Here is a 24943-nt window from a genome sequence, read left to right as displayed (position 1 = left end):
CCTGCCGGGGTATGCGGAGGCTCCGCCGCAGCGGGGACCACCCTGCGCCGCCATGCTACGTCCGCGGACGGACCGTGCCCAGAGTCCCGGGCCGAACCGGGCACCCGGAGCCGTTAAACAGCGGAAGGACCGCAGGCGACTCGCCTGCGGTCCTTCCGGATGTATTACCGCTTGAGTTGCTGCCGCGGCGGATTAGTCGTTGCCGCGGAGGATCGACAGGAGACGGATGATCTCCACGTACAGCCACACCAGCGTCACCGTCAGGCCGAACGCCGCAGTCCAGGAGTAACGCTCCGGGGCGCCTGCCTTGACGCCCTGCTCAATGGACGTGAAATCCATGATGAGCGAGAACGCTGCCAGGCCGATGGCCAGGATGCCGATGAAGACGCCCAGCGGGATACCGAAGATCTCGACGCTGCCGCGCAGACCCCACGGATCCTGTACTCCGCCGAAGATCATCAGGCCGACGTTGATCAGGGAGAAGACGGCGTAACCGATGATCGCGATCATGAAGAACCGCACAGCCTTGGGCGTGGCACGCACCTTGCCGCTGCGGAACAGCACGAGGGTGACGGCGAAGACTGCCAGCGTGCCCAGTACGGCCTGCAGGCCGACGCCGGGGTACATCCCGTCCAGGACAGCGGTGAGGCCGCCGAGGAACATGCCTTCAAGGAAGGCGTACGCAAGGATCAGCCCGGGAACGGGTTCACGCTTGAACGAGTTGACGAGGCCCAGGACAAAACCGCCCAGGGCGCCCAGGATCATTAGTCCGCTGCCCATCGACGGCAGCACGAAAGTGGGGATTGCAGCGCCCACCAGGATCATCGCCAAGCAGAAAACCGTCTTCATGATGACGTCGTCATACGTCATGCGGCCCATGTCCGACGGCTTGGCGGACGGGGCCGTGTAAAGATCCTGCAGCTGCTGCGGGGTCATGTAGCTGTTGTCAGTTGCCAGTGAACCCGTGGCGGTGCCGCCGCGGGTCTGGGCTTTGAAGTTCTTTCCGTTAAAAACCGGATTTCCGCCACGTGCCATTGAATCTGTCCTCCATCTGGGGGGCTGTTTCAGCCCAGCCTACCAAGTACAACGAAGACGGAGGACGGCGGATTCCCGCGAATCCGCACCTGCGGATAACGGTTCGGCATACCGGAGTCCTCCCGGGCCTGCCTCCCTTGCGCCAAGGGCAGCACAGTTGTTATCCGATCGCGACATGCGCAGGAGGAGAAACGTCACTGCCTGAAACATTCAGTGGGTAGCATGTTCCCCAATCGGTGACGTGTGTCACATCTACCCGCCTGCGCGCCGCTTCTTCGGTTCCGCAGCCCTGCGTGGAGGTTTCAGAACTTGGTAAGAACATCGGCGCTGACCCGGTATCTGGGGATGCTGGCGGCCATGGCAGCGTTGTTTGCTGCCATGCTGCTCGCAGCTCCTGCCGCTTTGGCCACAACAGCCACACCCGACGCCCCGGCGTCCTCTGCCAGCCCCGGCCCGACAGACGCGGCCGAATACCGCGACCGGATCAGCGGCGTCTTGAAGAACGCGGGCGCGCCCCTGGAGGGCGTCACCATCACCGCCACCGGCAACGGGTACGAGGCCGAGGCGGTGACCGGGGCAAACGGATCCTGGTCCATCGGCGTCCCGCAGCAGGGCGCGTATGAAGTGGAGCTGGACGAATCCACCCTTCCGGAGGGTGTCGCCCTGGCGGAAGGCCAGCAGAACCCCCGCACCGTCACCTTCGCCAACACCACCAACATCACCACGCTGTTCCTGCTCGGTGAAGGAATTGTGCTGCAGGAGGAGAGCTTCGGTTCCCTGCTGCTGGAGCGGGCGGTGGCGGGCCTGAGCTTCGGCCTCCTGCTCGCCCTGAGCGCCGTCGGCCTGTCGCTGATCTTCGGCACCACCGGCCTGACCAACTTCGCGCACGGGGAAATGGTAACCCTGGGTGCCGTCCTTGCCTTCGCCTTCGCCGCCATGGGCATGCCGCTCTGGGCAGCCCTCCCGTTGGCGGTCCTGGCCGGCGGGGCCTTCGGCTACGTGCAGGACGCCGGGATCTGGAAACCGTTGAGACGCCGCGGCACGGGCCTGGTGCCCATGATGATCGTCAGCATCGGCCTGGCCGTGGCAGTGCGCTACACCGTGCTGTTCTTCTTCGGCGGCGGGACACAGCAGCTGCCGGGCTCCCAGAGTCCGATATTGGAACTCGGACCCGTGTCCATTCCCCGGAATACCCTGGTGTCCCTGATCGTCAGCCTGGCCGTCATCCTGGTGGTCGCGCTCCTGCTGCTGCGCACCAGGATCGGCAAGGCCACCCGGGCAGTGGCGGACAACCCCGCCCTGGCCGCGGCGTCGGGCATTGACGTGGACCGGGTCATCCGGCTCGTCTGGGTCATCGGCGGAGCCCTTGCCGCCATGGGAGGCATCCTCTGGGCGTACTACCGACCGGGTGTTTCCTTCAATATGGGCCAGCAGATCCTGCTGCTGATCTTCGCCGGAGTGACCCTCGGCGGTCTCGGCACGGTCTTCGGCGCACTGGTCGGGTCCGTCCTGGTAGGCCTCTTCGTGGAAATCTCCACACTCTGGCTGGAAGCGGACCTGAAATACGTGGGCGCCCTGGTCATCATGATTCTTGTCCTGCTGGTCCGGCCGCAGGGACTCCTCGGCCGCCGCGAGCGCATAGGTTAGGGGCTTAGGTACACATGGATTTCTCCAACATTCTTCTCGGTGCCTTCACTGAGATCATCAGCCCCACCACGGCCGCGTACGCACTGGCTGCCCTCGGGCTGGCCGTGCACTTCGGCTACACCGGCCTGCTGAACTTCGGCCAGGCCGGATTCATGGCCGTCGGTGCCTACGGCTTCGCCATACCGATCCTCTCCTTCAATGCCCCGCTGCCGCTGGCACTGGTGATCGCTCTGCTGGCATCCGCGGTGTTTGCCGTCATCCTGGGCATACCCACGCTTCGCCTCCGGGCGGACTACCTTGCCATCGTTACCATTGCCGCCGCCGAGATCATCCGGTACATCGTCACCACCAACTCCATGACACCGGTGACCGGATCCGCCAACGGCCTCGCCGCCTTTACCGGCAGCTTCTACGCCCTCAACCCGCTACCGGCGGGCTCCTACAGCCTCGGGCCCGTCTCCATGAACGAGCGGGACCTCTGGATCCGTCTGGTGGCCTGGCTCCTGGTGGCCCTTGCCTGCCTCCTGGTGTGGATGCTGATCCGCAGTCCCTGGGGCCGCGTGCTCAAGGGCATCCGGGAGGACGAGAATGCCGTACGTGCACTGGGCAAGAACGTCTACGCCTACAAAATGCAGGCGCTGGTCATCGGCGGCGTCCTGAGCTCGCTGGCCGGAATCATCTTCACCCTCCCCCGGGACGCCGTGCAGCCGGCAAACTACGGGACCGAGCTGACCTTCTACCTCTACACAGCCCTGCTGCTGGGCGGCATGTCCACTGTGCTCGGGCCGGTGCTCGGCTCCATGATTTTCTGGGCCATCCTCTCCGTCACTCAAGGCCTTCTTTACGGCGCCATTGAATCCGGGTACATCACGTTCATCACCACTTCCCAGGCAGGCCAGATCCGCTACATCCTTGTCGGCGTAGCCCTGATGCTGCTGATGATCTTCCGGCCCCAGGGCATCCTGGGCAACAAGAAGGAGCTGTCGTTCGCATGAGCCACCAAGCAGACGAGCCCCTGGCGGCCGCGCGCGCCTCAGGGGCGCACGCAGCCGGTCCGGAAACGGAAGCACCCCTCGACGGTCCCGTTCCTCCGGCGGCCGCGGACAACGACTACATGGACGACGCCCGCCCCATTGCTGCGGGCGAGACCGGTCCGGGCTGCGCCAAACGGGATCCCATCCTGGTGGCCAGGAACGTCACCCGGACCTACGGCGGCATCAACGCCGTGGATGTGGAGCACGTGGAGATTCCGCGGAATAAGATCACCGCATTGATCGGCCCCAACGGTGCCGGGAAAACGACTCTTTTCAACCTGCTGACCGGCTTCGACACACCCCAGTCCGGCAGCTGGCAGTTCGAGGGCAAAGACCTGGCCGGGGTCTCCGCCTACAAGGTGGCACGCCTTGGCATGGTCCGCACATTCCAGCTGACCAAGGTCATGGGCAAGCTGACCGTTTTGGAGAACATGCGCCTGGGTGCCACCGCCCAGCCGGGGGAATCCCTTCGGCGGGCGCTCCTGCCTCCGCTGTGGCGCCAGCGGGAAAAGGAGATTACCGAACAGGCCGACGTCCTGCTGGCCAAGTTCAAGCTGGACACCAAGCGGGGCGACTATGCAGCGTCCCTCTCCGGCGGCCAGCGCAAGCTGCTGGAGATGGCCCGGGCCCTGATGGTCCGCCCCAAACTGGTGATGCTGGATGAGCCCATGGCAGGCGTGAACCCGGCGCTGACCCAGTCGCTGCTTGACCACATCAAGAACCTCAAGGCCGAGGGCATGACCGTCCTGTTCGTGGAGCACGACATGCACATGGTCCGCCACATCGCCGACTGGGTGGTCGTTATGGCCGAAGGCAAGGTGGTGGCAGAAGGCCCGCCGAGCGAGGTCATGAAGGACCAGGCCGTGATCGACGCCTATCTTGGGGCGCACCACGATGTGGACCTCGGCGATTCGGCAGGCTTCGAAAAGCTGGAGGCCGAGTTGGAGCAGGACGCCGAGTCATCGGTGGGTATGGAACCTGACGGCGTGGTCGGCGGGCGGATCGACGAACGGAAGGACCAGGCATGACTGCCGATGCATTCGAAGGCGACTCCGTCGTCAAGGTAACCGATCTCGTGGCGGGCTACATTCCCGGGGTCAACATTCTCAACGGGTGCAGCATCGAGGCACGCCGCGGTGAGCTGATCGGCATCATCGGACCCAACGGTGCCGGCAAATCCACCCTGCTCAAGGCGATGTTCGGCCTGGTCAAGGTGCATTCCGGGACCGTTGTGGTCCGCGGCCAGGACCTTACCGGGCTCAAGGCCAACAAGCTCGTCAGCCGGGGTGTGGGGTTCGTGCCGCAGAACAACAACGTCTTCCCTTCCCTGACCATCGAGGAGAACCTGCAGATGGGCGTGTACCAGGCGCCCAGGACCTTTAAGGAACGCTTCGATTTTGTGGCCGGGGTGTTCCCAGAACTGGCCAAGCGCCGGGCCCAGAGGGCGGGTTCCCTGTCCGGCGGCGAACGCCAGATGGTCGCCATGGGCCGTGCGCTGATGATGGACCCCGCCGTGCTTCTGCTCGACGAACCCTCCGCCGGGCTCTCCCCCGTCAAGCAGGACGAGGCGTTCCTGCGGGTGCATGAGATCAACCGGGCAGGCGTCTCCGTGATCATGGTGGAACAGAATGCCCGCCGCTGCCTGCAGATCTGTGACCGGGCGTATGTGCTGGACCAGGGCCGGGACGCCTACACCGGTACCGGGCGCGAACTCATGAAGGATCCGAAGGTCATCCAGCTCTACCTGGGCACCTTGGCCGAGACGGCCTAGCCCCTCCCGGCCTCAGGAAGGGCCCAGGAGCCGCGGAACACACTCCGCTCCTCCAGGAAGCCCCATCAGAGGCCAGCCAGCAGCAAGGAAGAAGCCCCCGCCGGAACCGGCGGGGGCTTCTTCCTTGCTGTTCTGCTTCAGCTACAGCTGGCCCGCTTCGGAGCGGCTCGGCTGCGGCACGTTGTCAGCGTCGTACTGGTAGATGCCGATGAAGGCTTCCGTGGGGTCGCCGTTCTCATCAAACGTGATCGGTCCGGAGTAGCCGTCGTAATCGATGTCTCCGCCGCCGCGCAGGATGGTCACACAGCCGGCAAAGTCGTAGCACTTCTCGCCCTCGGCGGACACGCTCTCCAGCTGGGCAGCCATGGCCTTGCCATCGGTGCTGCCCGCTGCCTCGGCGGCGAGCGCCAAAAGGGTGACGGCGTCGTAGCTTTCACCAGCGTAGGACCAGTCCTTCAGCGCCGGATCGACTTCAAGCAGGGATTCCTTGAAGTTTTCCGATGCGAAGGTTCCGGGAATGGTTCCCTGCGCCCCTTCAAGGGTTCCGGCATCCAGATCCTTGCTGTAGTCCGACGTATTGCCGTCCACAAAGAACAACTGGCTGGAGTCAACGCCCTTGGCCGTCAGCAGCGGTACGATGCTCTTGGCTTGGTCAAAGCTGATCACCACGATGGCGTCGGGCTTCGCGGCCACAACCGAGTCCACCTGGCTGCTGAACTGGGAGTCGCCCTCATTGAACATCTCCGACACCACCACCTGGCCGCCGGCGTCTTCAACCGAGGTCTTCACGTTGCTCTCCAGCCCCGTGCCATAGGCGTCGTTGAGCACGATCATGCCAACGGTCTGCGCCCCACAGGACATGATGTAGTTGCCCAGGATACGGCCCTGCAGGACATCCGAGGGAGCGGTCCGCCAGAACAGTCCGTTGTCGTCCCACGTGGTGAAGTCCGGTGAGGTGTTGGCCGGGGAGAACTGGATGACGCCTGCACCAGTGATGTTGCCGATCACCGTTTTGGAGACGCCCGAGGATGCCGCACCGACAATGGCACTGACGCCCTGGCTCAGCATGTCGTTTACCGACTGCGTGGCGATATCCGTGGTGGTGTCGCCGGAGTCGCGGTGGACAATTTCGACGTCCTTGCCGAGGACGCCGCCGGACTCGTTGATTTCATTAACTGCCAGGTTGGTGCCGGCGATTTCCGGCGGGCCGAGGTAGGCAAGCGAACCGGTGGTGGGCAGAAGCGTACCGAGCTTGAGCGGTACGTCCGTGGTGCCCGTGGAGGCAGGCACTGCCGCAGGATCACCCTTGGCACCCGGGTCTTCCCCCGTTCCCCCTTGGCTTTCGGGGCAGGTCAGTCCCGCCGCTGCGGCAGTCTCGGCCTCTGTCGCCCCCGCAGTATCTTCCGCGGATGATTCCCCGCCGCCGCTGCAGCCGCTGGCAAACAAGGCAAGACCGAGTCCAAGGGCAGCGATTTTGGCGGTGCGGGCGTATCCCGTGCCCTGACCCAGTCCGCCGGCAGTGCGTAGTGCAGTCATAAAAGTTATCTCCCGATCGAAAGGCGGGTGCCTTTGACGCAATTACCAGGTGTTCCTGATTAGTAGAAAAGCTAGTTGAACATTGTGACGAATATAAGAGGCTTCGGTTACAGCCTTGTAACACTCGTCACATTTCTGCTTTGGTGCCCTTGCCGGAAACTGCGGATAAGGCCTATACGATGGCCGTAGAACCGTTCTCTTGGGGGAAACAATGCACGTTTTACGCCTGTCCACTGCCGCACTTCCGATCGCGGCCCTTTTCCTCTTCGGTCCCGCGGCTCCCGCGTTGGCGCTGGAGTGCGCGCCCGGCACCCTTCCCGCTGTCGTGGACGGGGTGGAGATCTGCGTCGAAGGCACCTACAACCCGTCCGTGCCCGCACCGGCCTACAACCCGGGCGAAAGCACCTACGATCCTTCCACCGGCAACTACTCCGAGGCGGTTCCCGCCGTCCCGGTGCCGGCTCCGGTCCCCGCTGCGCCGGCGGAATCAACGCCCGGACCTGTGGAAACGACGCCCGCACCGGTGGATCCCACGCCTGCACCGACCACCGGCAGCGCCGGCGTCTCGGGCAGCACCGGAGTGAGCTCCCCGTCCACCGCGCCGTCCCCCAGCCGCACATCTACCCCCTCGCCGTCCTCCACGGAGGCCATAGACGAGGAACGCACGGGTGCGGACCTGGTTCTTCCCGGGATCGCGGCCGTCGTCATTCTGGGCCTGCTGGCCGGAGGGCTGCTGCGGCGGCACCGCAACCGGTCCGCGCGCGGCTGAAGTCCAAGGCGCCTCAGGAGCCTGTAAGGGACTGAAGTACCCCAGGTCGGACTCGAACCGACAACACACCGATTTTAAGTCGGTTGCCTCTGCCAATTGGGCTACTGGGGCGCGGCTGACGCCTTCCCAAGCCTACTGGAAACGCCGGGAGGGCGGGAAACACAGCGACGGCGGCCCTCCCTGTGGAGGACCGCCGTCGTCGTGTACCGGAGTTGACCGAAGACTAGGCCTTGACGGCCGGCTTCTTAGCCGGCGTTGCTGCTTCCTCGAAGCCGCGGCGCGGGTCTTCCAGGTTGCGCAGCGAGGTCAGGTCGCGGCCGTAGCTCACGTTCAGGAGCCAGCCCGCGATGACGCGGAACTTACGCTCGAACATCGGCATGGCCAGGCCGTGGTAGCCGCGGTGTGCCAGCCAGGCCGGGAAGCCCTTCAGGCCGAAGCCCATGATGTTGGCAACACCCTTGTACTGGCCCAGGCCGGCAACAGCGCCAAGGCTCTTGTGGTTGTACTCTTCCACAGTGCCGACGCCGTAGCGGGCCGCCATGATGTTCTTGGCCAGCAGCTTTGCCTGGCGGACGGCATGCTGTGCGTTCGGAACGCAGAAGCCGCCCACTCCGCCGCCGGAGAGGTCCGGGACGGCGGAAACGTCGCCGGCAGCCCAGGCGCCGTCGAGGGGACCGTCATCACCGGTGATGCGCAGTTCGGCGTTGGCACGGACGCGGCCGCGCTCGTCGATCGGGAAGTCGGTGGCGCGGACCATCGGGTTCGCCTGCACACCGGCGGTCCAGATCAGGGTGTCTGCACCGAACTCGCCGGCCGGGGACTTGTCCGCCATGTTGATCAGCTTCAGGACGCCGCCTTCGGCGGATGCCAGCGAGGTGTTCAGCAGAACCTCGATGCCGCGCTCACGCATGCTGGCAACAACCCACTCGGCCTGGTCGGGCTTGACCTCGGGCATAACCCGGCCCATGGCCTCGACCAGGACGAAGCGCAGGTCTTCGCGGCGGAGCCGGTCATTGATCCGGACCGCGTCGCGGGCCATGTCTTCAAGTTCGGTCAGGGTTTCGATGCCGGCAAAGCCGCCGCCGACGACGACGAATGTCAGGGCGCGTTCGCGCTCCGGTCCCACGGGCATAAGCGACGCGGTTTCAATGCGTTCGAGCACGTGGTTGCGGGTGGCCATTGCTTCTTCAATGCTCTTCATGCCAATGCCGGCCTCGGCGAGGCCCGGAATCGGGAAGGTGCGGGTGATCGAGCCGGCGGCCAGGACGACGTCTTGGTAGGGCAGCTCGAACGGCTCGCTGCCGTCACCCGGCTCGATGGTGGCCGTGCGGGCGGCGTGGTTGATGGAAGTAACCCTGCCGGTGATCAGCTCGGTGTTCTTCAGGTGCATGCGGTGGGATACAACGGCGTCGCGGGCTTCAATGGTGCCTGCGGCGACCTCGGGGAGGAAAGGCTGGTAGGTCATGTACGGCAGCGGGTCCACTACCGTAACAATTCCGCCCTGCTCCTTTACCTTCTTCTGGAGGTCTTTGGCCACGTACAGACCGACGTAACCACCGCCGACCACCAGAACGCGGGGACGATCAGAAAACTGCTTGTTCGATGCCATGCCCCAATCGTACCCGAGTTTGTGAAAGTCTTCACGAAGCATTTGACAAACGGCACGAGAGCTTTTTTTACTACCGGACCCCGGCCTCGTCGAGGGTCCCCGCTTCAGTGTTTTGGGTTTCGGATACTGCCGCACCGCGGCGCCGCAGACGGCCTACATGGACCGTGCCGGACACCAGCACCCCCACGAGAAGAGCCCCGAAACCCAGCACGACGGCGGCGGAGAGGCCGTCGTTCAGGGGTGCCGGCTCCTGTGCCACCGGGACTTCGGGTTCCGGCAGGTCCGGGACCGTGGGGGCGGGAATGTCGGCGGCGCCCGGCGAGGTGTCCGCCACCCGCCGGTGCACCCGGATCCACTCGGCAATGGTTCCCAGCGGGTTGCTGGTGACGGAAGGAACATCGGCATTCACCGCCGCATTGGCGTCCAGGATCCCGTATCCATAGATGGTGTCCGTACCCGGAACGCCGGCATCCCGCGCGGTACTGACGATCCGGTTGATGACGTCCGCAGCACGCATTTCCGGATGTGCCGCACGGATCAGTGCAGCAACACCGGACACCAGCGGCGCCGCCCCGGAGGTGCCTTCCCATTTCGCATACCGGGATGTGTTCCCGGGCATCCCGCCGATCAGGTCTTCGGCGGGGGCGGCAACACCGATGCTGATGCCTTCGGAGGACGAGTCCAGGCTGGCCTCGCCCTGCCGGTTCAGGCCGGCCACGGTGAGGACCCCGGGAATGGTGGCGGGTGCTCCCACCTGGATCATGCCGACACCGCGGTTGCCGGCGGCTGCGACAACCACCACGTCGTTCTGCTCGGCGTAAAGGAACGCGTCGTCCCAGCTTTCCGGCCAGGCGGTGGAGGTACTGCCCAGGGACATGTTGATGACCCGGGCACCGTTATCCACTGCCCAGCGGACGGCTGTGGGGATCTGCATGTCGATCGGCACGCCGCCGGGGTTGGTTCCGCCGATCCAGGTGGAGACGGCGAGGATCTCGGCTTCCGGGGCCACGCCGATAATGCCGTCGGGGCGGTCGGCCGGCTTGCCCTCGTCTTTGCCGTCCTTTTTATCCCCGCCCTCGGCATCCTTGTCTTCCGCGGGCTTCTCATGCCCCCGGCCGGCCAGCAGCGTGGCCACCAGGGTGCCGTGCCCGGGGGAATCGCCCAGCCCCCTGGCACCCTGCGGATCGCCGGCTCCGGATGCGTCGAAACCGCCGGTGACGGCGCCGGCGAGGTCGGGATGGCTTACGTCGACACCGGTATCAATGACGGCAACCTTCACCCCCGCGCCCTTGGTGGTTTTCCAGGCCTCGGTGACACCGTAGTCCGCCAGCCAGTACTGCTTGTCCCGCCATTCGTCGGCGTGCGCAGGAACAGGTGCCAGGAGCGTCAGCCCCACGGCTGCGCAGAGGGCTGCGGCGGCGGTCCGTAGGCGTGCCGCGCTTCCCCGGCGGCGGCCGGGGGCGGTCCCGGGGGACCTCACGCGCTCAGGGCGATGCCGTCAAGGATGTCGTGTTCGCTGGCGAACGCCGTGGCCACGCGGCCGTCCGTCAGCTCGTCGACGCGGTCCACGATGGTCCGCCAGATCAGCGCACCGGCACCGATAACATCCACCCGGCCTGGGTGCATGTACGGCAGCGATGCCCGGGCGGCACGGTCCCGGCCCAGCAGGGCATCCGCCGTGGCGTCAATCTGCCCGCGGCTCAACTCGGTCCCGTGGATGGCGTCGGGAGAGTATTCCGCCAGGTCCAGGGCGGCGGCGGTGACGGTCGTGATGGTCCCGGCCACCCCCACCAGCCGGTCGGTTTCCGCCAGCGGCACCGTGACCAGTGCGGAGGCAATCATGTCCAGGATCTCCGCCCGGGCCGCCGCTATTTCCGCCTCGGTGGGCGGGTCGGAGCGGAGGTACCGTTCGGTGAAGCGTACACAGCCCATGTTGGTGCTCTTGGCCGCCAGGACGCCCGAACCGTCACCGAGGACGAACTCGGTGCTGCCGCCGCCCAGATCCACTACGAGGGTCTTGGCGCCGTTTCCGCCGGCGAACACGCTTGCCGCGCCGGCGAAGGAAAGCGCCGCTTCCTCATCCCCGCTGATGACTTCGGGTTCAACGCCAAGCCGGTCGCGGATTCCATCCACGAACTCCTGCCGGTTTTCCGCGTCGCGGCTGGCGGAGGTGGCCACGAACCGGATCCGCGACGCTCCGTGTTCGCGGATCAGCGCGGCGTATTCGTCCGCCGCGGCGAAGGTCCGTTCCAGGGCCTCGGGTGCCAGCCGTCCGGTGGCGTCCACTCCCTGCCCCAGCCGGTTCACGCGCATCAGGCGTACGACGTCGGTCAGCTGCGCTGTTCCCTCGCTGTCCCGGGTGATGTCCGCAATAAGCAGCCGGATGGAGTTGGTGCCGCAGTCAATGGCGGCAACGCGCATGCCCTCGGTACGGCTGTCTTCCTGGCCTGTCACAGTTCCCCTTCACTGGTTGCGGCATCCGTTGCCTGCCGGCGGGCAGCCTTCTTGCTCTCGAGTTCTTCCGGGCTGAGGCCCTGCGTCTTGGTGTGGCGGCTCAGGTCGCGGGCCGGAGCGGGAGCAGCGGTGTCCCAAGCACCTTCGCAGTAACAGCGGTCCGTTGTCCACCATTGCTCAATCGCCGCCAGCGCTTCGTCGCCCAGCGGGTTGACCCCGGGTCCGGCGGCCAGGGAGTGGCCGACCAGCACGTGCAGGCATTTCACCCGGGTGGGCATGCCGCCGGCGGAGACGCCGTCAATTTCCGGGACGGGACCGGTGCCGGTGCGTTCCCCGATCTCGTCGCGGACCTTGAGGTAGTGCTCGTGGGCGCTGCGGTACCGCTGCGCCAGTTCCGGATCCTCGTCCAGCCGCCGGGACATGTCCGTCATCATCCCGGCGGCTTCGAGCCGGGAAACGGCGGCCGTGATGACCGGGTGCGTCAGGTAGTACGTGGTGGGGAAGGGGATGCCGTTGCTGAGCCGGGGGGCGGTGGTAGCTACCAAGGGGTTGCCGCAGACGCACCGGGCACCGATTTCGACAACGTCACGCACCGGGCGGCCAAGCTGCCGGCTCAGGGTTTCCAGGTCTTCCTGGGTGGGGGCGAGCTGGTCCTGGGTCATGCAGGAGGTTCCTTCCGTGGGGGCCGGCGAGGGCCCCGGGCTGCTTCTTCTATCAGCCTCCAGATTACTGTGCCGTGGCGGATTTCTTGACCGAGTCCCAGAGCGAATCAACCCACCGCAGGTCTTCGGGCTCCTCTTCGGCGGCCAGCTGCTCGGCTTCTTCCACACCGTTTTCGCCCTTGACCAGGTACCGCTTCTCCCCCGGCATCACGAGGAAAATCCGGTCCCGTGCCTGCTGCTTGATGTACGCCGGGTCCTCCCAGCGGCCCAGCTGGACTTCCAGTTCCGCCTGCGTTGCTTCGGCCTCCGCTATTTCCGCCTTGGCCACCGCAATGTCCGAGCGCTGCTGCAGGTACGTCCGCACCGACGGGGCGAGCAGAACGGTGATGGCAACCATCACCATGGCCAGCACCAGCAGTCGTCCGGAGAACGCCTTGGCCGGTACCGGGCGCAGCTCATCCGGGGTTTCGACCTCAGGCACCGCTGCGGGAACCTTTTGTTCCGGTGCCGGATCGGATTTGCGCCGGATCCCTCCGGACAGCTGGGAACGCACCGCTGCCCGGGCATCCGACGCGGACAGCTTCCGCGAACGCGGCTGGGGTGCCGGCGCTGTTGCCTTCGTAGCTGCGGTTCTCGGCGCTGTCGCCTTCGTAGCGGCGGCTTTCGGTGCAGCTGTTTTCGGTGCTGCCGTTTTCGGGGCTGCGGTTTTCGAGGCTGCGGTTTTCGGGGCTGCTGCCCGCGGTGCCGCCGCTGCCTGCCGAGCCGCAGGAGGTTTCGCTGCGGCGGAAGGCTTCGTTACTGCCGGTTTCCCGGCGGCCGGCTTCGATGCAGGTTTTCCTCCGCTTGCATTCGCGCCGTCAGCGTTCGCGGGGGCCGCTGGCCTGGGAACCTTGGGGCGTCGGGTCGGCATGCGGGTCCTGTCTGTAACTGTGCTCAATATGGTGCTGAAGGCGATGCTGAAAACGGCCGGGAACGACCGCGGGCGGGTCCCCTCCTATGAGGTTACCCACCCGTGGTGTTGGGATCCTGTTCCGCAACGCCTACAGGTCCCAAATGGGGCCTGCAGGTGCTGCGGCGGTCCGGCTAGTTGGCGTTGTTGAAGCGCGGGAAGGCGCTGCGCCCGGCGTAGCGGGCGGCGTCGTCCAGTTCCTCTTCGATGCGCAGCAACTGGTTGTACTTGGCTACGCGCTCGGAACGGGCCGGGGCACCGGTCTTGATCTGCCCTGCGTTGGTGGCAACGCAGATATCGGCGATCGTGGTGTCTTCGGTTTCGCCCGAACGGTGGGATGTGATGGTGGTGTAGCCGGCACGCTGGGCCATCGTGATGGCGTCCAGGGTTTCGGTCAGGGTGCCGATCTGGTTGACCTTCACCAGCAGCGAGTTCGCGGCGTTGTTCTTGATGCCGGTTTCCAGGCGGGTGGGGTTGGTGACGAAGAGGTCATCGCCCACAATCTGCACCTTGTCGCCGACGGACGCGGTCAGGGTCTTCCAGCCGTCCCAGTCCTCTTCGTCCAGCGGATCCTCGATGGAGACGAGCGGGTAGTCGCGGACCAGTTCCTCGTAGTACGCGGACATTTCGGCTGCGGTCCGGTTCTGCCCTTCGAAGACGTACGAGCCGTCCTTGAAGAACTCGGAGGCTGCCACGTCCAGGGCCAGGGCGATGTCGTTGCCCGGAACGTAGCCGGCCCGTTCGATGGCTTCGATGATCAGGTCCAGTGCTGCACGGTTGGAGGGCAGGTTCGGCGCGAAGCCGCCTTCGTCGCCCAGGCCGGTGGAGAGGTTCTTTTCCTTCAGCACGGACTTGAGGTTGTGGTAGACCTCAACGCCCCAGCGCAGGCCCTCGGAATAGGTCTGTGCACCCAGGGGAACAATCATGAATTCCTGGATGTCGACGTCGGAATCGGCGTGCGAGCCGCCGTTCAGGATGTTCATCAGCGGCACGGGCAGGATGTGCGCGTTGGGGCCGCCGAGGTAGCGGTACAGCGGCAGTGCAGCGGATTCCGCGGCTGCACGGGCGACGGCGAGGGAAACACCGAGGATGGCGTTGGCGCCCAGGCCGGACTTGTTCTCGGTGCCGTCCAGGTCAATCATGGCCTGGTCGATGGCACGCTGGTCGGCGGCGTCGTATCCGAGCAGGGCCGGCTGGATCTGTTCGATCACGGCTTCGACGGCCTGCAGCACGCCCTTGCCCTGGTAACGGTTCTTCTCGCCGTCACGGCGTTCGTTCGCTTCGAAGGCGCCCGTGGAGGCGCCGGAGGGAACAGCTGCGCGGCCGAACGTGTCGTCGTCGAGCAGCACCTCCACCTCGACGGTGGGGTTGCCGCGGGAATCGAGGATCTCGCGGGCATGGATGGCATCGATGATGGCCATTGAATTGCTCCTGTTCATTGGAACGAATGGGGAGAAAACCGCACCCCTGCTTGGACAGCAGGTCACAGTGTCTGCTTCTTAGCCTAATAGAATCGCGGCTCCGAGTAAGGTCCGGCGGGCTGAATCACTGAGATCGGGTGGATCCGGGGCTGCAGCGGAGGGGTGCGCGACGGTCAGCGCCCGGCGTCGTCGGCTGTGTACCGGCGGACCGCCGCCCGGAGCGCCGCCTCGGCGTCGAGCCCCTGTTCCGACGCGCGGCGGACCAGGGAGAACAGCACGTCCCCGAGCTCGGTTTCGTCGGAGAACTCCGCGTCGGGTGCCGGGCGCGGCGGAGGCAGCGGACGGTCCGCCCGGCGGGCGCGGGAGATCGTCTTGGCCGCCAGGAGCAGGGCTGGCAGCCCCGCGGGAATTCCTTCGAATGCCGAAACCCGGGAGGGGCGCTCCGCTTTTTTCGCCTGGTCCCAGGCCTGCTCGATGGCCGCAATGCCGGATTCTCCGCCGTCCTCCCGGAGGCTGCCGTCCGGGGAGAAGACATGCGGGTTGCGGCGGATCATCTTCGCGGTGAGGGCATCGACCACGTCCGCCACGGAGAAGCTGCCGGCTTCCTGCTGCAGGCGGGCGTGGAGCAGGACCTGCAGCAGCACGTCGCCGAGCTCGCCGCGCAGTTCCGCCGCCCGTGCCGGTCCGGCCGTTCCGCCTTCCACTGCTTCCACCAGCTCGTAGGTTTCCTCCACGAGGTACTCGAGCAGGGACTCATGGGTCAGCGCACGGGTCCACGGGCAACGCTCCCGGAGGACGCCGATGACCTCGGCGAGGCGGGTGAACCGCTCGCCGAGGTCATCGGGAAGGGGGTTTTCAGCCACGGGCGCGGTTGAAGCCTTCCGTGACATAGGCGGACAGTGCCGCGCGCTCGTCCAGGGGCAGGAAAGCCGCGTTGACGGCGTTCATGGTGAGCTCCAGGACGTCGTCCAGGTCATAGTCGAAGGTGTCCATCAGCAGCTCGAATTCACCGGTAAGGGTCACCGAGCTCATCAGGCGGTTGTCGGTGTTGATGGTGACGGCGAAGCCGGTCTGGTACAGCAGGTCGATCGGATGGGTCTCAATGTCCTCGCCGAAGGAGGCCACGGCACCGGTCTGCAGGTTGGAGGACGGGCAGACCTCCAGCGGGATTCCGCGGTCCCGGACCCAGTTGGCGACGCGGCCCATGCTCACAATGCCCACTTCGGCCTCGTCTGCGCTGCCGGGCTCTTCGAATTCGACGTCGATGTCCTCGGCGATCCGTACGCCGTGGCCCAGCCGCAGCGCCCGGCCGTGCACCAGGGCGTCAACGATGCTCTCGATTCCGGCGGCCTCGCCGGCATGCACCGTCACCGGGAACTGCTGTTCTGCGAGGTAGGTGAAGGCGTCCTTGAACCGGGAGGGCGGGAAACCGTCCTCGGGGCCGGCAATGTCGAAGCCGACGGCGCCGGAATCGCGGTGCCGCACTGCCAGTTCGGCAATTTCCATGGCACGGTCTGCATGCCGCATGGCGGTGATGAGCTGGCCCACCTGGATGAAGCGGCCCGCGGCCTCGGCGATCACGACGCCTTCTTCGATGCCGGCCTGGACGGCTTCCACGGCTTCGTCCAGGCTCAGTCCTGCCTGCAGGTGCTGTTCGGGTGCCCAGCGGACTTCGGCGTACACAACTCCGTCCGCGGCGAGGTCTTCAACGAATTCGCGGGCCACCCGCACCAGGCCCCCGCGCGTCTGCATGACGGCGATGGTGTGGTCGAAGGTTTCGAGGTAGCGCTCCAGCGAACCGGAGTCGGCGGATTCGCGGAACCACTCCCCCAGCCCTGCGGGGTCGGTGCTCGGCAGGGTGTGGCCGGCGGCGGCGGCCAGCTCGACAATGGTGGCCGGTCGGAGGCCGCCGTCGAGGTGGTCGTGCAGCGACACCTTCGGCAGGCTGCGCACGTCGAGGAAAGGTTTTTCTGGAGTGTTTGTAGGCTCAGTCACACGGCAACTCTACGGTGTTTCAGGCGGCCTTCTGCGTGCGTGCGTCGTCGTCGGCGTTCGGCATGTCGCCGGCCTCCGGGAGTTTGGACCCGGGCGCGGTGCCCCGGACCATGGTGATGATGCGGTCGATGATCAGGCCCAGGACAAGAGCGCCCAGCACTCCCACCACCACGCCGAGCAAGTGGTGGTCATCGAACCAGGCACCGGCTATCGCGCCGATGGCCACACTGTAGGCGGCCCAGACAATCCCGGAGATGGCGGTCAGCGAGACAAACCGCCGCCGCGGGAAGCCGGTGGCACCGGCGGTGACGTTCACTACCACCCGGCCGACCGGAATGAACCGGGCCACGAGAATCAGTGACATCGACCGTTTGTCGAGTTCGTGGCGTGCCCAGGCGACGGACCGGCGCATCTTCGGGGTGCGCATCCAGCCGAACCGTTCGGTACCGATCCAGCGGCCCAGCAGGTAGGCCAGGTTGTCGCCCAGGAACGCTCCCAGGGCTGCGGCCGGAATGATCAGCCAGATATTCACGCCGGCGCCGCTGAGCGCCAGTGACGCCAGCGCCACCACCAGGGATTCGCTCGGGACGGGCGGGAAGAAGCCGTCGATCAGGCAGCAGGCCAGGAGGCCGACGTAGACCCACGGCGACCCCGCCGTGGAGAGGATGAAGTTGTTTATGCCGTCCACCGTGGCACTGAAAACGTCCAACTGGTGCCGCTCCTTGAAATAGCTAACCGATCCTTTACAAGGATGCCACGGACACAGCGGTGCCCCCGCAGCGAAGCGCCGCGGGGGCACCACCGGGAAACCCGGAGGGCCTAGCTGATCCGGTCGATGATCAGCTTCCGGGCCGGACGCGATCCCTCGGGTGCGACGACGACGGCGTCCGCCAGCGCCTCGCGGGCACGGTCGAACTTCTCGGGGGTGTCGGTGAGCAGCGTCATCAGCGGCTCTCCGGCCCGGACCGTGGCGCCCGGCTTGGCGTGCATCACGACGCCGGCACCGGCCTGGACTGCGTCTTCCTTGCGGGCGCGGCCGGCACCGAGGCGCCAGGCTGCGACACCGACGGAGAGGGCATCGAGCTCCACCAGCACGCCGTCAGCGGGTGCGTAGATGGTTTCGGATTCCCGTGCCACCGGAAGCGCAGCGTCGGGATCGCCGCCCTGCGCGGAGATCATCCGGCGCCAGACGTCCATCGCACGGCCGTCCTTCAGAGCAGCCTCCGGGTCGGCGTCGGGCCGTCCCGCGGCCGTAAGCATTTCGCGGGCCAGTGCCAGCGTGAGCTCGACAACGTCCTCGGGGCCGCCGCCGGCGAGCACATCCACGGATTCCTGCACCTCAATGGCGTTGCCGGCGGTCAGGCCCAGCGGAGTGGACATGTCGGTGAGCAGTGCCACCGTGTTTACGCCGGCGTCCTTGCCCAGGGCCACCATCGTCTCGGCCAGTTCGCGGGCCCGGGCCTCGTCCTTCATGAAGGCGCCGCTGCCCACCTTGACGTCCAGCACCAGCGAGCCGGTGCCTTCGGCAATTTTCTTGCTCATGATCGATGAGGCAATCAGCGGAATGGCTTCCACCGTGCCCGTGACGTCGCGCAGCGAGTACAGCTTCTTGTCGGCCGGGGCCAGCCCTGCACCGGCGGCGCAGATGACGGCGCCGACATCGCGCAGCTGGGCCATCAGGGCGTCATTGGTCAGGGACGCCTGCCAGCCCGGAATGGCTTCGAGCTTATCCAGCGTGCCGCCCGTGTGGCCGAGTCCGCGGCCCGAGAGCTGCGGAACGGCTACACCGAAGACGGCGACCAGGGGTGCCAGCGGAAGGGTGATCTTGTCCCCCACGCCGCCGGTGGAGTGCTTGTCGGAGGTGGGCTTGCCCAGGACGGAGAAGTCCATCCGCTCGCCCGAATTGATCATGGCGGTGGTCCAGCGGGAGATCTCCGCCCGGGTCATGCCGTTGAGCAGGATGGCCATGTTCAGCGCGGCCATCTGCTCGTCTGCAATGGCGCCGCGGGTGTAGGCGTCGATGGTCCAGTCAATCTGTTCCGGGGTCAGGGTGCCCCGGTCCCGCTTGATTCCGATGATGTCTACGGCGTCGAACTTTTCAGCGCTCATTTACTTGTCCTGCCCTTCAAGGTGCTGCGGTCCAAAGGCATCCGGCAGGACCTGGTCCATGCTCCGGATACCGCTTACGGTCATCAACTGCATTCCCGGTGCCCGGAATTCGTACAGCAGCTGCCGGCAGCGGCCGCACGGCATCAGGACACTGCCGGATCCGTCCACGCAGGCAAAGGCAGCGATGCGGCCGCCTCCGGTCATGCGCAGCTGGCTGATCATGGAACATTCGGCACACAGTGTCAGCCCGTAGGAGGCGTTCTCAATGTTGCAGCCGGACACAATCCGGCCGTCGTCGGTCAGTGCCGCGGCGCCCACCGGATACTTCGAGTAGGGGACGTAGGCGTGGGCCAGCGCTGCTTTGGCGGTTTCCAGGAGCAGCTCCCAGTCCACGGGGGCGGGGGTCATCTCTGTCATGTTTTCCTTTCATTTCGGTGTCCGGTCCGTGTGGACCGGATACCGCGAGGGACCTGCCGCCGGCTTCCCGGCAGCAGGTCCCTCCAAGTGCTAACCCTTGACGTACGGAACGCCGCTGGCCGCGGGTGCCCGAGACTTGCCGACCACTCCGGCGACGGCGAAGATCGTCACGATGTAGGGCAGCATGGCCAGGAACTGGTTGGGAACAGCGGTTCCCAACAGGCTCAGGACGTACTGCAGGTTGGTGGCAAAGCCGAACAGCAGCGCTGCCAGCAGCGCGCCGAGCGGGTTCCAGCGCCCCAGGATCAGGGCGGCGAGGGCAATGTAGCCCTGCCCGCCGGTCATGTCACGGTTGAACGCGGACACGGACACGAGGGTGAAGAACGCGCCGCCGATGCCGGCAACCACGCCGGCGAGCAGGACGTTGATGAACCGGGTGCGGTTCACGTTCACGCCCAGGGTGTCTGCGGCCTTGGGGTGTTCGCCCACGGCCCGGGTACGCAGGCCCCACTTGGAGTGGAACAGGCCGATGTAGACCGCGGCGAGGGCGATGTACATGAGGTAGCCGACAATCGACTGGTTGAAGAGGATCGGCCCGATGATCGGGATATCCGCCAGCAGCGGGATCCGGATCGGGGGCAGCGACGGCGGAGAGTTCCACTTCGCCGGATCCGAGGACAGCAGGGTGGAGAACAGGAAGCCGGTCAGGCCGGACACGAGGACGTTCAGGACGACGCCGACAATGACCTGGTTGACGATGTACTTGATGCTGAACACGGCCAGGACCAGGGAGACCAGCGCACCGGCGACGGCCGCGGCGAACAGACCCACGAACGCGTTGCCGGAGAGTGAACCCGCCACGGCTGCAGCGAAGGCGCCGAAGAGCAGCTGGCCTTCAATGGCGATGTTGACCACGCCGGAGCGTTCGCACAGCACGCCCGAGAGCGAACCGAAGATCAGCGGAATGGCCAGGGCGAAGGACCCGGAGAGCAGACCGTAAAGGGCAACGTTCGGCGTGTTGGCGCTGCCCACCACCCAGGTGAGGAAGCCGATCACGAACATCAGTCCGAAGATAACGATGACCCAGACGGGCACCCGGCGGCCGCTGCGGGTCAGCATGAGTGCCCAGGCCGCGGCCGCAATCATCAGGACGGCGGTAAGCCAGCCGACCACGGTGGCGGAAACCACCAGTTCGGGCAGGACGATGGCCTCACCGGGGTCGGACAGGCGGAAGGTGACGTCATTGGACGGTGCACCCAGGGCGAAGACAGCGAGTCCCAGCAGGGACAGGACAATCAGGATGATCGGGATCTTCCAGCTGCGGACGCCGCCGGGGGCGTCCGTCTTGGAAGCGGGAAGCGTTGTTGCGGTGCTCATGCTGCGCCTCCGGCGGTTTTCGTGGTCTTGGACAAGCGCTTGCCGGAGGTCTGGAACGCTCCCGGCGCGGGGATACGGAACAGCGACCGCACCAGGGGCGGGGCTGCGATGAAGAGGACGATCAGTGACTGCACCACCAGGACAATGTCGATGCTGGTTCCGGTGTTGGTCTGCATGGTGACGCCGCCGGCGCGGAAGGCACCGAACAGCAGGCCTGCCGCGAAGGTTCCCCACGGGCTGGAGCGGCCCAGCAGGGCCACGGTGATTGCGTCGAAACCGAAGCTGGCGGCGACGCCGGATGTCAGGACCTTTTCGGTGCCTGCCACCTGCGCTACACCGGCGAGCCCGGAAAGGGCACCGGCGATGAGCATAACGACGACGTAGCCCTTGGTGGTGCTGATGCCGGCGTTGCGTGCGGCCGACGGATTGGCGCCCACGGCCTTGAGTTCAAAGCCGATGGTGGAGCGGTTCATCAGCCACCAGATGAAGACGGTGGCCAGCACGGCGAGGACAAAGCCCCAGTGCAGGCGGAATCCGCTGCCCAGCAGCGGCGGGAACATGGCGTTGGCATCGAGCTGCGGGCTGATCGGGTTCGAGGAGCCCGGCCGCTGGAAGGCCGGCGTGCTGAGCAGGAACAGCACCAGGTTGATGGCGACGTAGTTGAGCATGATCGTGACGATCACTTCGTGCGCACCGGTCTTGGCCTTCAGGATGCCGGCAATGCCGGCCCAGATGGCGCCGCCGAGCATACCGGCAATGATCACCAGGAGCAGGTGCAGGCCCACCGGAAGGTGGACGGCGAAGCCCACCCAGGCGGCCATGGCCGCGCCGATGATGATCTGGCCCTGTGCACCGATGTTGAACAGTCCGGTCCGGAACGCAACGGCGACGCCGAGGCCGGCCAGGATCAGCGGTGTTGCCACCGTCAGGGTCTGGGTCAGCGGGTAGAAGAACCGCTGCGCGCTGTCGGCTCCGAAGTTGAAGAACGCACCCTGGAACAGGGCGGCATAGGCACCCGCGGCGGCTGACCATGCAGCGGAGAGCATATCCGTGGGCCGGGAGAAGAAGTACGACGCCGTTTCTCCGACTTCCTCATCGGTGGCGGCGATCAGGATGCCGCCCACAATCAGGGCGAGCAGGACGGACAGGACCGAGACCATGGCGTTCGAGGACAGTACCCGCCGCAGGACGGGCTGCCGGGAACGGTCCCCGTCGAGGTTGCCGCTTTGGTACGCCGCGGGTACGGCGGGCGGAGGAACAGTGCCGTCGGCGGTTTCGGCCGCGGCCTCGAGCCGGGTGGCTTCGGCAGCTGCGATGCTGCGCTCCCCCGGCGGGTCTTGCGTGGTGGAATCCTCCGGGCTCACTTGGCCCCTCCCTTGGAATCTGTGTGCTGCGCTGTAGCTTCGTCCGCGGGCATGCCGGCCATCATCTGGCCCAGCACGTCGCGGGATGTGTCGGCGGGGACTATGCCCATGAGCCGGCCGCCGTAAAGCACGGCAATCCGGTCCGCCAGTTCAAGGACTTCGTCGAGTTCGGTGGAAACGATCATCACCGGCGTGCCGACGTCGCGCTCGGCGATGATGCGGCGGTGCAGGAATTCGATGGAACCCACGTCCACGCCGCGGGTCGGCTGCGAGGCGATGAAAAGCTGCAGCGGACGCGACAGTTCGCGGGCCATCACAACCTTCTGCTGGTTTCCGCCGGAGAGCGTGCCTGCCGCAGTTGCTGCTGACTGTGTGCGGATATCGAATTCGGTGATTTTCTCCGCCGCGTTGGCTTCAATGACCGCCGGGCGCAGTGATACGCCGCGGGCAAAGGGTGCCTGGTCGTAACGGTTCAGGACAAGGTTCTCCGCAACGGAGAAGGTGCCCACGAGGCCGTCGACATTGCGGTCTTCGGGGACGAAGCCCACGCCGCTGTTGATGATGTCACGGGTCCTGCGGCCCACCAGTTCCTCACCGTTGAGCCGGATGGAACCGGTGACGTGGTCCTGCAGGCCCAGGATGGCCTCGGTCAGTTCGGTCTGGCCGTTGCCCTGCACGCCTGCCACAGCCAGAATTTCACCGCGCCGGATGCCGAAGCTCACGCCGTCGAGCACTGCCGGGCCGGTTGCGGAGGCGATGGTGAGGTTCTCGACGACGAACGTCTCCTCCCCGGGGCTGGCCGGTGCCTTGTTGAGGTTCAGGCTCACGGACCGGCCGACCATCAGCGAGGCCAGTTCCGTGGTGGAGGCGGTCGGATCGGCGGAACCTACGACCTTTCCGCGGCGGATCACGGTAATGACGTCGGACACGGCCTTTACTTCCCGCAGCTTGTGCGAGATGAAGACCACCGATTTACCGTCTTCGGTGAGCTGGCGCATGATGCCCAGCAGTTCGTCCGTTTCGCGGGGCGTCAGCACGGCGGTGGGTTCGTCAAGGATGAGGACTTCGGCGTCCCGGATCAGGGCCTTGATGATTTCCACGCGCTGCTGGACACCCACGGGGAGGTCTTCGACCACGGCGTCGGGGTCGACGTCGAAACCGTACTGGTCCGAGATCTCGCGGATGCGGCGCCTCGTCTGGTCCAGGTTCAGCATGCCCGCAAACTTGGTGTTCTCGTTTCCGAGGGCCACGTTTTCGGCCACGGTGAAGACGGGAACGAGCATGAAGTGCTGGTGCACCATGCCGATTCCTGCCGCCATCGCATCGCTGGGGCCGTTGAAGCTGACTGCCCGGTCATCAACCAGGATTTCGCCTTCGGTCGGCTCGTACAATCCGTACAGCACATTCATCAGGGTTGACTTGCCGGCCCCGTTTTCACCGAGCAGGCTGTGCACCTGCCCCGGTTCAACCACCAGGTCGATATGGTCATTGGCCACCAAAGTGCCGAAGCGCTTGGTGATGCCCTTGAGTTCGAGTTTCAAAACCCCAACCAATCTTTTTCGAGATAAACAAAACAGAGAAAAGTTCCGACGCATGACAAACGCCGTCTTCCCGGCCCTAAGGCTGCCGGGAAGACGGCGGTCACTTTAGTGCATGCGGTGCTCGCTGCACCCGGGCATTTTCCCCGGACGCAGGTATTACGTGTTAGGCGCTACTTGGGGCTGGAAGCGGATTCAACCGAGATTTCGCCGGAAATGATCTTGGCCTTGATGTCCTCAACGGCCGTCTTGACCTCGTCCGGAACGTTGGCTTCCTGGTCGTGGAACGGTGCCAGGGCAACGCCGCCGTTTTCGAGGGTGCCGACGTACGGGCTGTTGTCGAAGTTGCCTTCCACATCGGTGTTGACGACGTCCTCAACGGCTTCGCCCATCAGCTTCATGACCGAGGTGAGGATAACTTCCTTGCCCGAGCTCACGGTCTCGTAGCCGTCGGAGTCAACCCAGATGACCTTGGCGTCCTTGCCGGCGGCGTTGGCTGCCGTCACGGCGTCGATGGTACCGGCACCAACGGGGCCGGCGACCGGCATGATGACGTCGGCGCCCTCGTTCAGGAAGTTCTGCGTGGTGGTCTTGCCGGCGGAGACATCATCGAAGCCGCCGGTGAAGGAATCCATGCCCAGGACCTGGACGTCGGCGCCGTTCTCTTCGTTGAAGTACTTCACGCCCTGCTCGAAGCCCTCCATGAAGATGGTGACCGTGGGGATGTCCAGGCCGCCGTAGGTGGCAACCTTCCCGGTCTGGGAGGTGCCGGCCGCAACGTAGCCGGCCAGGAACGCAGCCTGGGCCGTGTCGTAGATGATCGGCTTGACGTTGTCTGCTTCGATCGACTGGTCGTCAACGATCGCGAAGTGGGTGTCCGGGTTGGCCTCGGCGGCGTCGCGGGTGGTGTCTGCGAGCAGGAAGCCGACGGTGACCGTCAGGTCGCAGCCGGCCTGGACCATGCTGTCAACGTTCGGGGCGAAGTCGGTTTCGGACGCTGATTCGGCGGTCTTGACCTCGATGCCCAGGTCCTCTTCGGCCTTCTTCATGCCGTTGTAGGTGGATTCGTTGAACGAGTTGTCGTTGAATCCGCCGGAGTCGGAGACCATGCAGCCCAGGAAGTCGGAGGCACCTTCAGCGGAGCCGGCTTCTTCTTCCGGTGCCGCGCCGCAGCCCGAAAGCAGGAGTGCGGAAACGCCGAGCATGGCGGCGGAAACGCCTGCATTGCGCTTAAAGCTGCGCGGGTAATTCTTCAA

General features: G+C 65.7%; 22 protein-coding genes and 1 tRNA gene. 5 read left to right on the top strand and 18 right to left on the bottom strand.

Features of this window, described 5'->3' with window-relative positions; all coding sequences use genetic code 11:
• Positions 1–192: 192 nt before the first annotated feature.
• Positions 193–1035, bottom strand: coding sequence for a Bax inhibitor-1/YccA family protein (locus N2K95_RS04335; protein WP_260653077.1), 843 nt, complete (start codon positions 1033–1035; stop codon positions 193–195).
• A 345-nt stretch (positions 1036–1380) separates the two neighbouring features.
• Here N2K95_RS04335 and N2K95_RS04330 point away from each other — a divergent pair, with 345 nt between their 5' ends.
• The 4 genes from N2K95_RS04330 (at position 1381) to N2K95_RS04315 (ending at position 5487) form a co-directional block, all read left to right on the top strand.
• Positions 1381–2682 carry a branched-chain amino acid ABC transporter permease gene (locus N2K95_RS04330; protein WP_255793541.1) on the top strand — a complete coding sequence of 434 codons (1302 nt, stop codon included), beginning with the start codon at positions 1381–1383 and terminating at the stop codon, positions 2680–2682.
• Between the two features lie 14 nt (positions 2683–2696).
• Positions 2697–3677 (top strand): branched-chain amino acid ABC transporter permease, encoded by a 981-nt coding sequence (locus N2K95_RS04325; protein WP_260653076.1) that lies wholly within the window; start codon positions 2697–2699, stop codon positions 3675–3677.
• A gap of 119 nt (positions 3678–3796) precedes the next feature.
• Positions 3797–4744, top strand: a complete 948-nt coding sequence (locus N2K95_RS04320) for an ABC transporter ATP-binding protein (protein WP_260653721.1) — start codon at positions 3797–3799, stop codon at positions 4742–4744.
• Positions 4741–5487: an ABC transporter ATP-binding protein gene (locus tag N2K95_RS04315; protein ID WP_255793218.1), complete on the top strand. Its 747-nt coding sequence runs from the start codon at positions 4741–4743 to the stop codon at positions 5485–5487. The genes N2K95_RS04320 and N2K95_RS04315 overlap by 4 nt, the downstream gene beginning before the upstream one ends.
• Positions 5488–5628: 141 nt before the next feature.
• On the opposite strand, the gene N2K95_RS04310 is transcribed toward N2K95_RS04315, so the two are convergent.
• Positions 5629–7023 carry an ABC transporter substrate-binding protein gene (locus N2K95_RS04310; protein WP_260653075.1) on the bottom strand — a complete coding sequence of 465 codons (1395 nt, stop codon included), beginning with the start codon at positions 7021–7023 and terminating at the stop codon, positions 5629–5631.
• A 211-nt stretch (positions 7024–7234) separates the two neighbouring features.
• Between N2K95_RS04310 and N2K95_RS04305 the strand changes: the two genes are divergently transcribed.
• Complete coding sequence (locus N2K95_RS04305) at positions 7235–7792, top strand: hypothetical protein (protein WP_260653074.1); 558 nt, start codon at positions 7235–7237, stop codon at positions 7790–7792.
• A 37-nt stretch (positions 7793–7829) separates the two neighbouring features.
• Here N2K95_RS04305 and N2K95_RS04300 read toward each other — a convergent pair.
• From N2K95_RS04300 to N2K95_RS04225, 16 genes are all read right to left on the bottom strand, one after another.
• Positions 7830–7903: transfer RNA gene (locus tag N2K95_RS04300), tRNA-Leu, on the bottom strand.
• 112 nt (positions 7904–8015) lie between these two features.
• A complete protein-coding gene (locus tag N2K95_RS04295; RefSeq protein WP_260653073.1) occupies positions 8016–9401 on the bottom strand; it encodes an NAD(P)/FAD-dependent oxidoreductase in 1386 nt (461 codons plus the stop codon).
• A 70-nt stretch (positions 9402–9471) separates the two neighbouring features.
• On the bottom strand, positions 9472–10881 hold the full coding sequence (locus tag N2K95_RS04290) for a S8 family serine peptidase (RefSeq protein ID WP_407080115.1): 1410 nt from the start codon (positions 10879–10881) through the stop codon (positions 9472–9474).
• Positions 10878–11822: a Ppx/GppA phosphatase family protein gene (locus N2K95_RS04285; protein ID WP_260653719.1), complete on the bottom strand. Its 945-nt coding sequence runs from the start codon at positions 11820–11822 to the stop codon at positions 10878–10880. The genes N2K95_RS04290 and N2K95_RS04285 overlap by 4 nt, the downstream gene beginning before the upstream one ends.
• 29 nt (positions 11823–11851) lie before the next feature.
• Positions 11852–12517: a DUF501 domain-containing protein gene (locus N2K95_RS04280; RefSeq protein ID WP_260653072.1), complete on the bottom strand. Its 666-nt coding sequence runs from the start codon at positions 12515–12517 to the stop codon at positions 11852–11854.
• 64 nt (positions 12518–12581) lie between these two features.
• The gene (locus N2K95_RS04275; protein WP_260653071.1) at positions 12582–12998 is read right to left on the bottom strand and encodes an FtsB family cell division protein; all 417 of its coding nucleotides are present in this window, start codon (positions 12996–12998) and stop codon (positions 12582–12584) included.
• 602 nt (positions 12999–13600) lie between these two features.
• A complete protein-coding gene (gene eno / locus N2K95_RS04270; protein ID WP_260653070.1) occupies positions 13601–14887 on the bottom strand; it encodes a phosphopyruvate hydratase in 1287 nt (428 codons plus the stop codon).
• Between the two features lie 173 nt (positions 14888–15060).
• On the bottom strand, positions 15061–15750 hold the full coding sequence (locus N2K95_RS04265) for a MazG nucleotide pyrophosphohydrolase domain-containing protein (protein ID WP_260653069.1): 690 nt from the start codon (positions 15748–15750) through the stop codon (positions 15061–15063).
• Entirely contained in the window at positions 15743–16882 is a 1140-nt protein-coding gene (locus N2K95_RS04260; RefSeq protein ID WP_260653068.1) for an adenosine deaminase, read from the bottom strand. The genes N2K95_RS04265 and N2K95_RS04260 overlap by 8 nt, the downstream gene beginning before the upstream one ends.
• A 19-nt stretch (positions 16883–16901) precedes the next feature.
• Positions 16902–17570, bottom strand: a complete 669-nt coding sequence (locus tag N2K95_RS04255; RefSeq protein WP_260653718.1) for a DedA family protein — start codon at positions 17568–17570, stop codon at positions 16902–16904.
• Positions 17571–17701: 131 nt separating this feature from the next.
• A complete protein-coding gene (locus tag N2K95_RS04250) occupies positions 17702–18991 on the bottom strand; it encodes a thymidine phosphorylase (RefSeq protein ID WP_260653067.1) in 1290 nt (429 codons plus the stop codon).
• Positions 18992–19408, bottom strand: coding sequence for a cytidine deaminase (locus N2K95_RS04245; RefSeq protein WP_407079959.1), 417 nt, complete (start codon positions 19406–19408; stop codon positions 18992–18994).
• A gap of 90 nt (positions 19409–19498) precedes the next feature.
• A complete protein-coding gene (locus tag N2K95_RS04240; RefSeq protein ID WP_260653066.1) occupies positions 19499–20785 on the bottom strand; it encodes an ABC transporter permease in 1287 nt (428 codons plus the stop codon).
• A complete protein-coding gene (locus N2K95_RS04235) occupies positions 20782–22149 on the bottom strand; it encodes an ABC transporter permease (protein WP_407080114.1) in 1368 nt (455 codons plus the stop codon). Before N2K95_RS04235 ends, N2K95_RS04240 begins: the two co-directional genes overlap by 4 nt.
• On the bottom strand, positions 22146–23690 hold the full coding sequence (locus tag N2K95_RS04230; protein WP_260653065.1) for an ABC transporter ATP-binding protein: 1545 nt from the start codon (positions 23688–23690) through the stop codon (positions 22146–22148). The genes N2K95_RS04235 and N2K95_RS04230 overlap by 4 nt, the downstream gene beginning before the upstream one ends.
• Positions 23691–23860: 170 nt before the next feature.
• Positions 23861–24943, bottom strand: coding sequence for a BMP family lipoprotein (locus N2K95_RS04225; protein ID WP_407079957.1), 1083 nt, complete (start codon positions 24941–24943; stop codon positions 23861–23863).

Source organism: Arthrobacter zhaoxinii (genome assembly GCF_025244925.1).
GTDB lineage: Bacteria > Actinomycetota > Actinomycetes > Actinomycetales > Micrococcaceae > Arthrobacter_B > Arthrobacter_B zhaoxinii.
The sequence above is the reverse complement of the archived record's forward strand: the minus strand, read 5'-3'. Positions and strand labels throughout refer to the sequence as shown.

Bases quoted from the DNA above. Each gene is read 5' to 3' on its own strand.
- N2K95_RS04325 (WP_260653076.1), top strand. From the start codon at position 2,697: ATGGATTTCTCCAACATTCTTCTCGGTGCCTTCACTGAGATCATCAGC.
- N2K95_RS04280 (WP_260653072.1), bottom strand. From the start codon at position 12,517: ATGACCCAGGACCAGCTCGCCCCCACCCAGGAAGACCTGGAAACCCTG.
- N2K95_RS04305 (WP_260653074.1), top strand. From the start codon at position 7,235: ATGCACGTTTTACGCCTGTCCACTGCCGCACTTCCGATCGCGGCCCTT.
- N2K95_RS04240 (WP_260653066.1), bottom strand. From the start codon at position 20,785: ATGAGCACCGCAACAACGCTTCCCGCTTCCAAGACGGACGCCCCCGGC.
- N2K95_RS04315 (WP_255793218.1), top strand. From the start codon at position 4,741: ATGACTGCCGATGCATTCGAAGGCGACTCCGTCGTCAAGGTAACCGAT.
- N2K95_RS04310 (WP_260653075.1), bottom strand. From the start codon at position 7,023: ATGACTGCACTACGCACTGCCGGCGGACTGGGTCAGGGCACGGGATAC.
- N2K95_RS04250 (WP_260653067.1), bottom strand. From the start codon at position 18,991: ATGAGCGCTGAAAAGTTCGACGCCGTAGACATCATCGGAATCAAGCGG.
- N2K95_RS04245 (WP_407079959.1), bottom strand. From the start codon at position 19,408: ATGACAGAGATGACCCCCGCCCCCGTGGACTGGGAGCTGCTCCTGGAA.
- eno (WP_260653070.1), bottom strand. From the start codon at position 14,887: ATGGCCATCATCGATGCCATCCATGCCCGCGAGATCCTCGATTCCCGC.
- N2K95_RS04335 (WP_260653077.1), bottom strand. From the start codon at position 1,035: ATGGCACGTGGCGGAAATCCGGTTTTTAACGGAAAGAACTTCAAAGCC.
- N2K95_RS04320 (WP_260653721.1), top strand. From the start codon at position 3,797: ATGGACGACGCCCGCCCCATTGCTGCGGGCGAGACCGGTCCGGGCTGC.
- N2K95_RS04295 (WP_260653073.1), bottom strand. From the start codon at position 9,401: ATGGCATCGAACAAGCAGTTTTCTGATCGTCCCCGCGTTCTGGTGGTC.
- N2K95_RS04285 (WP_260653719.1), bottom strand. From the start codon at position 11,822: ATGCGCGTTGCCGCCATTGACTGCGGCACCAACTCCATCCGGCTGCTT.
- N2K95_RS04330 (WP_255793541.1), top strand. From the start codon at position 1,381: ATGCTGGCGGCCATGGCAGCGTTGTTTGCTGCCATGCTGCTCGCAGCT.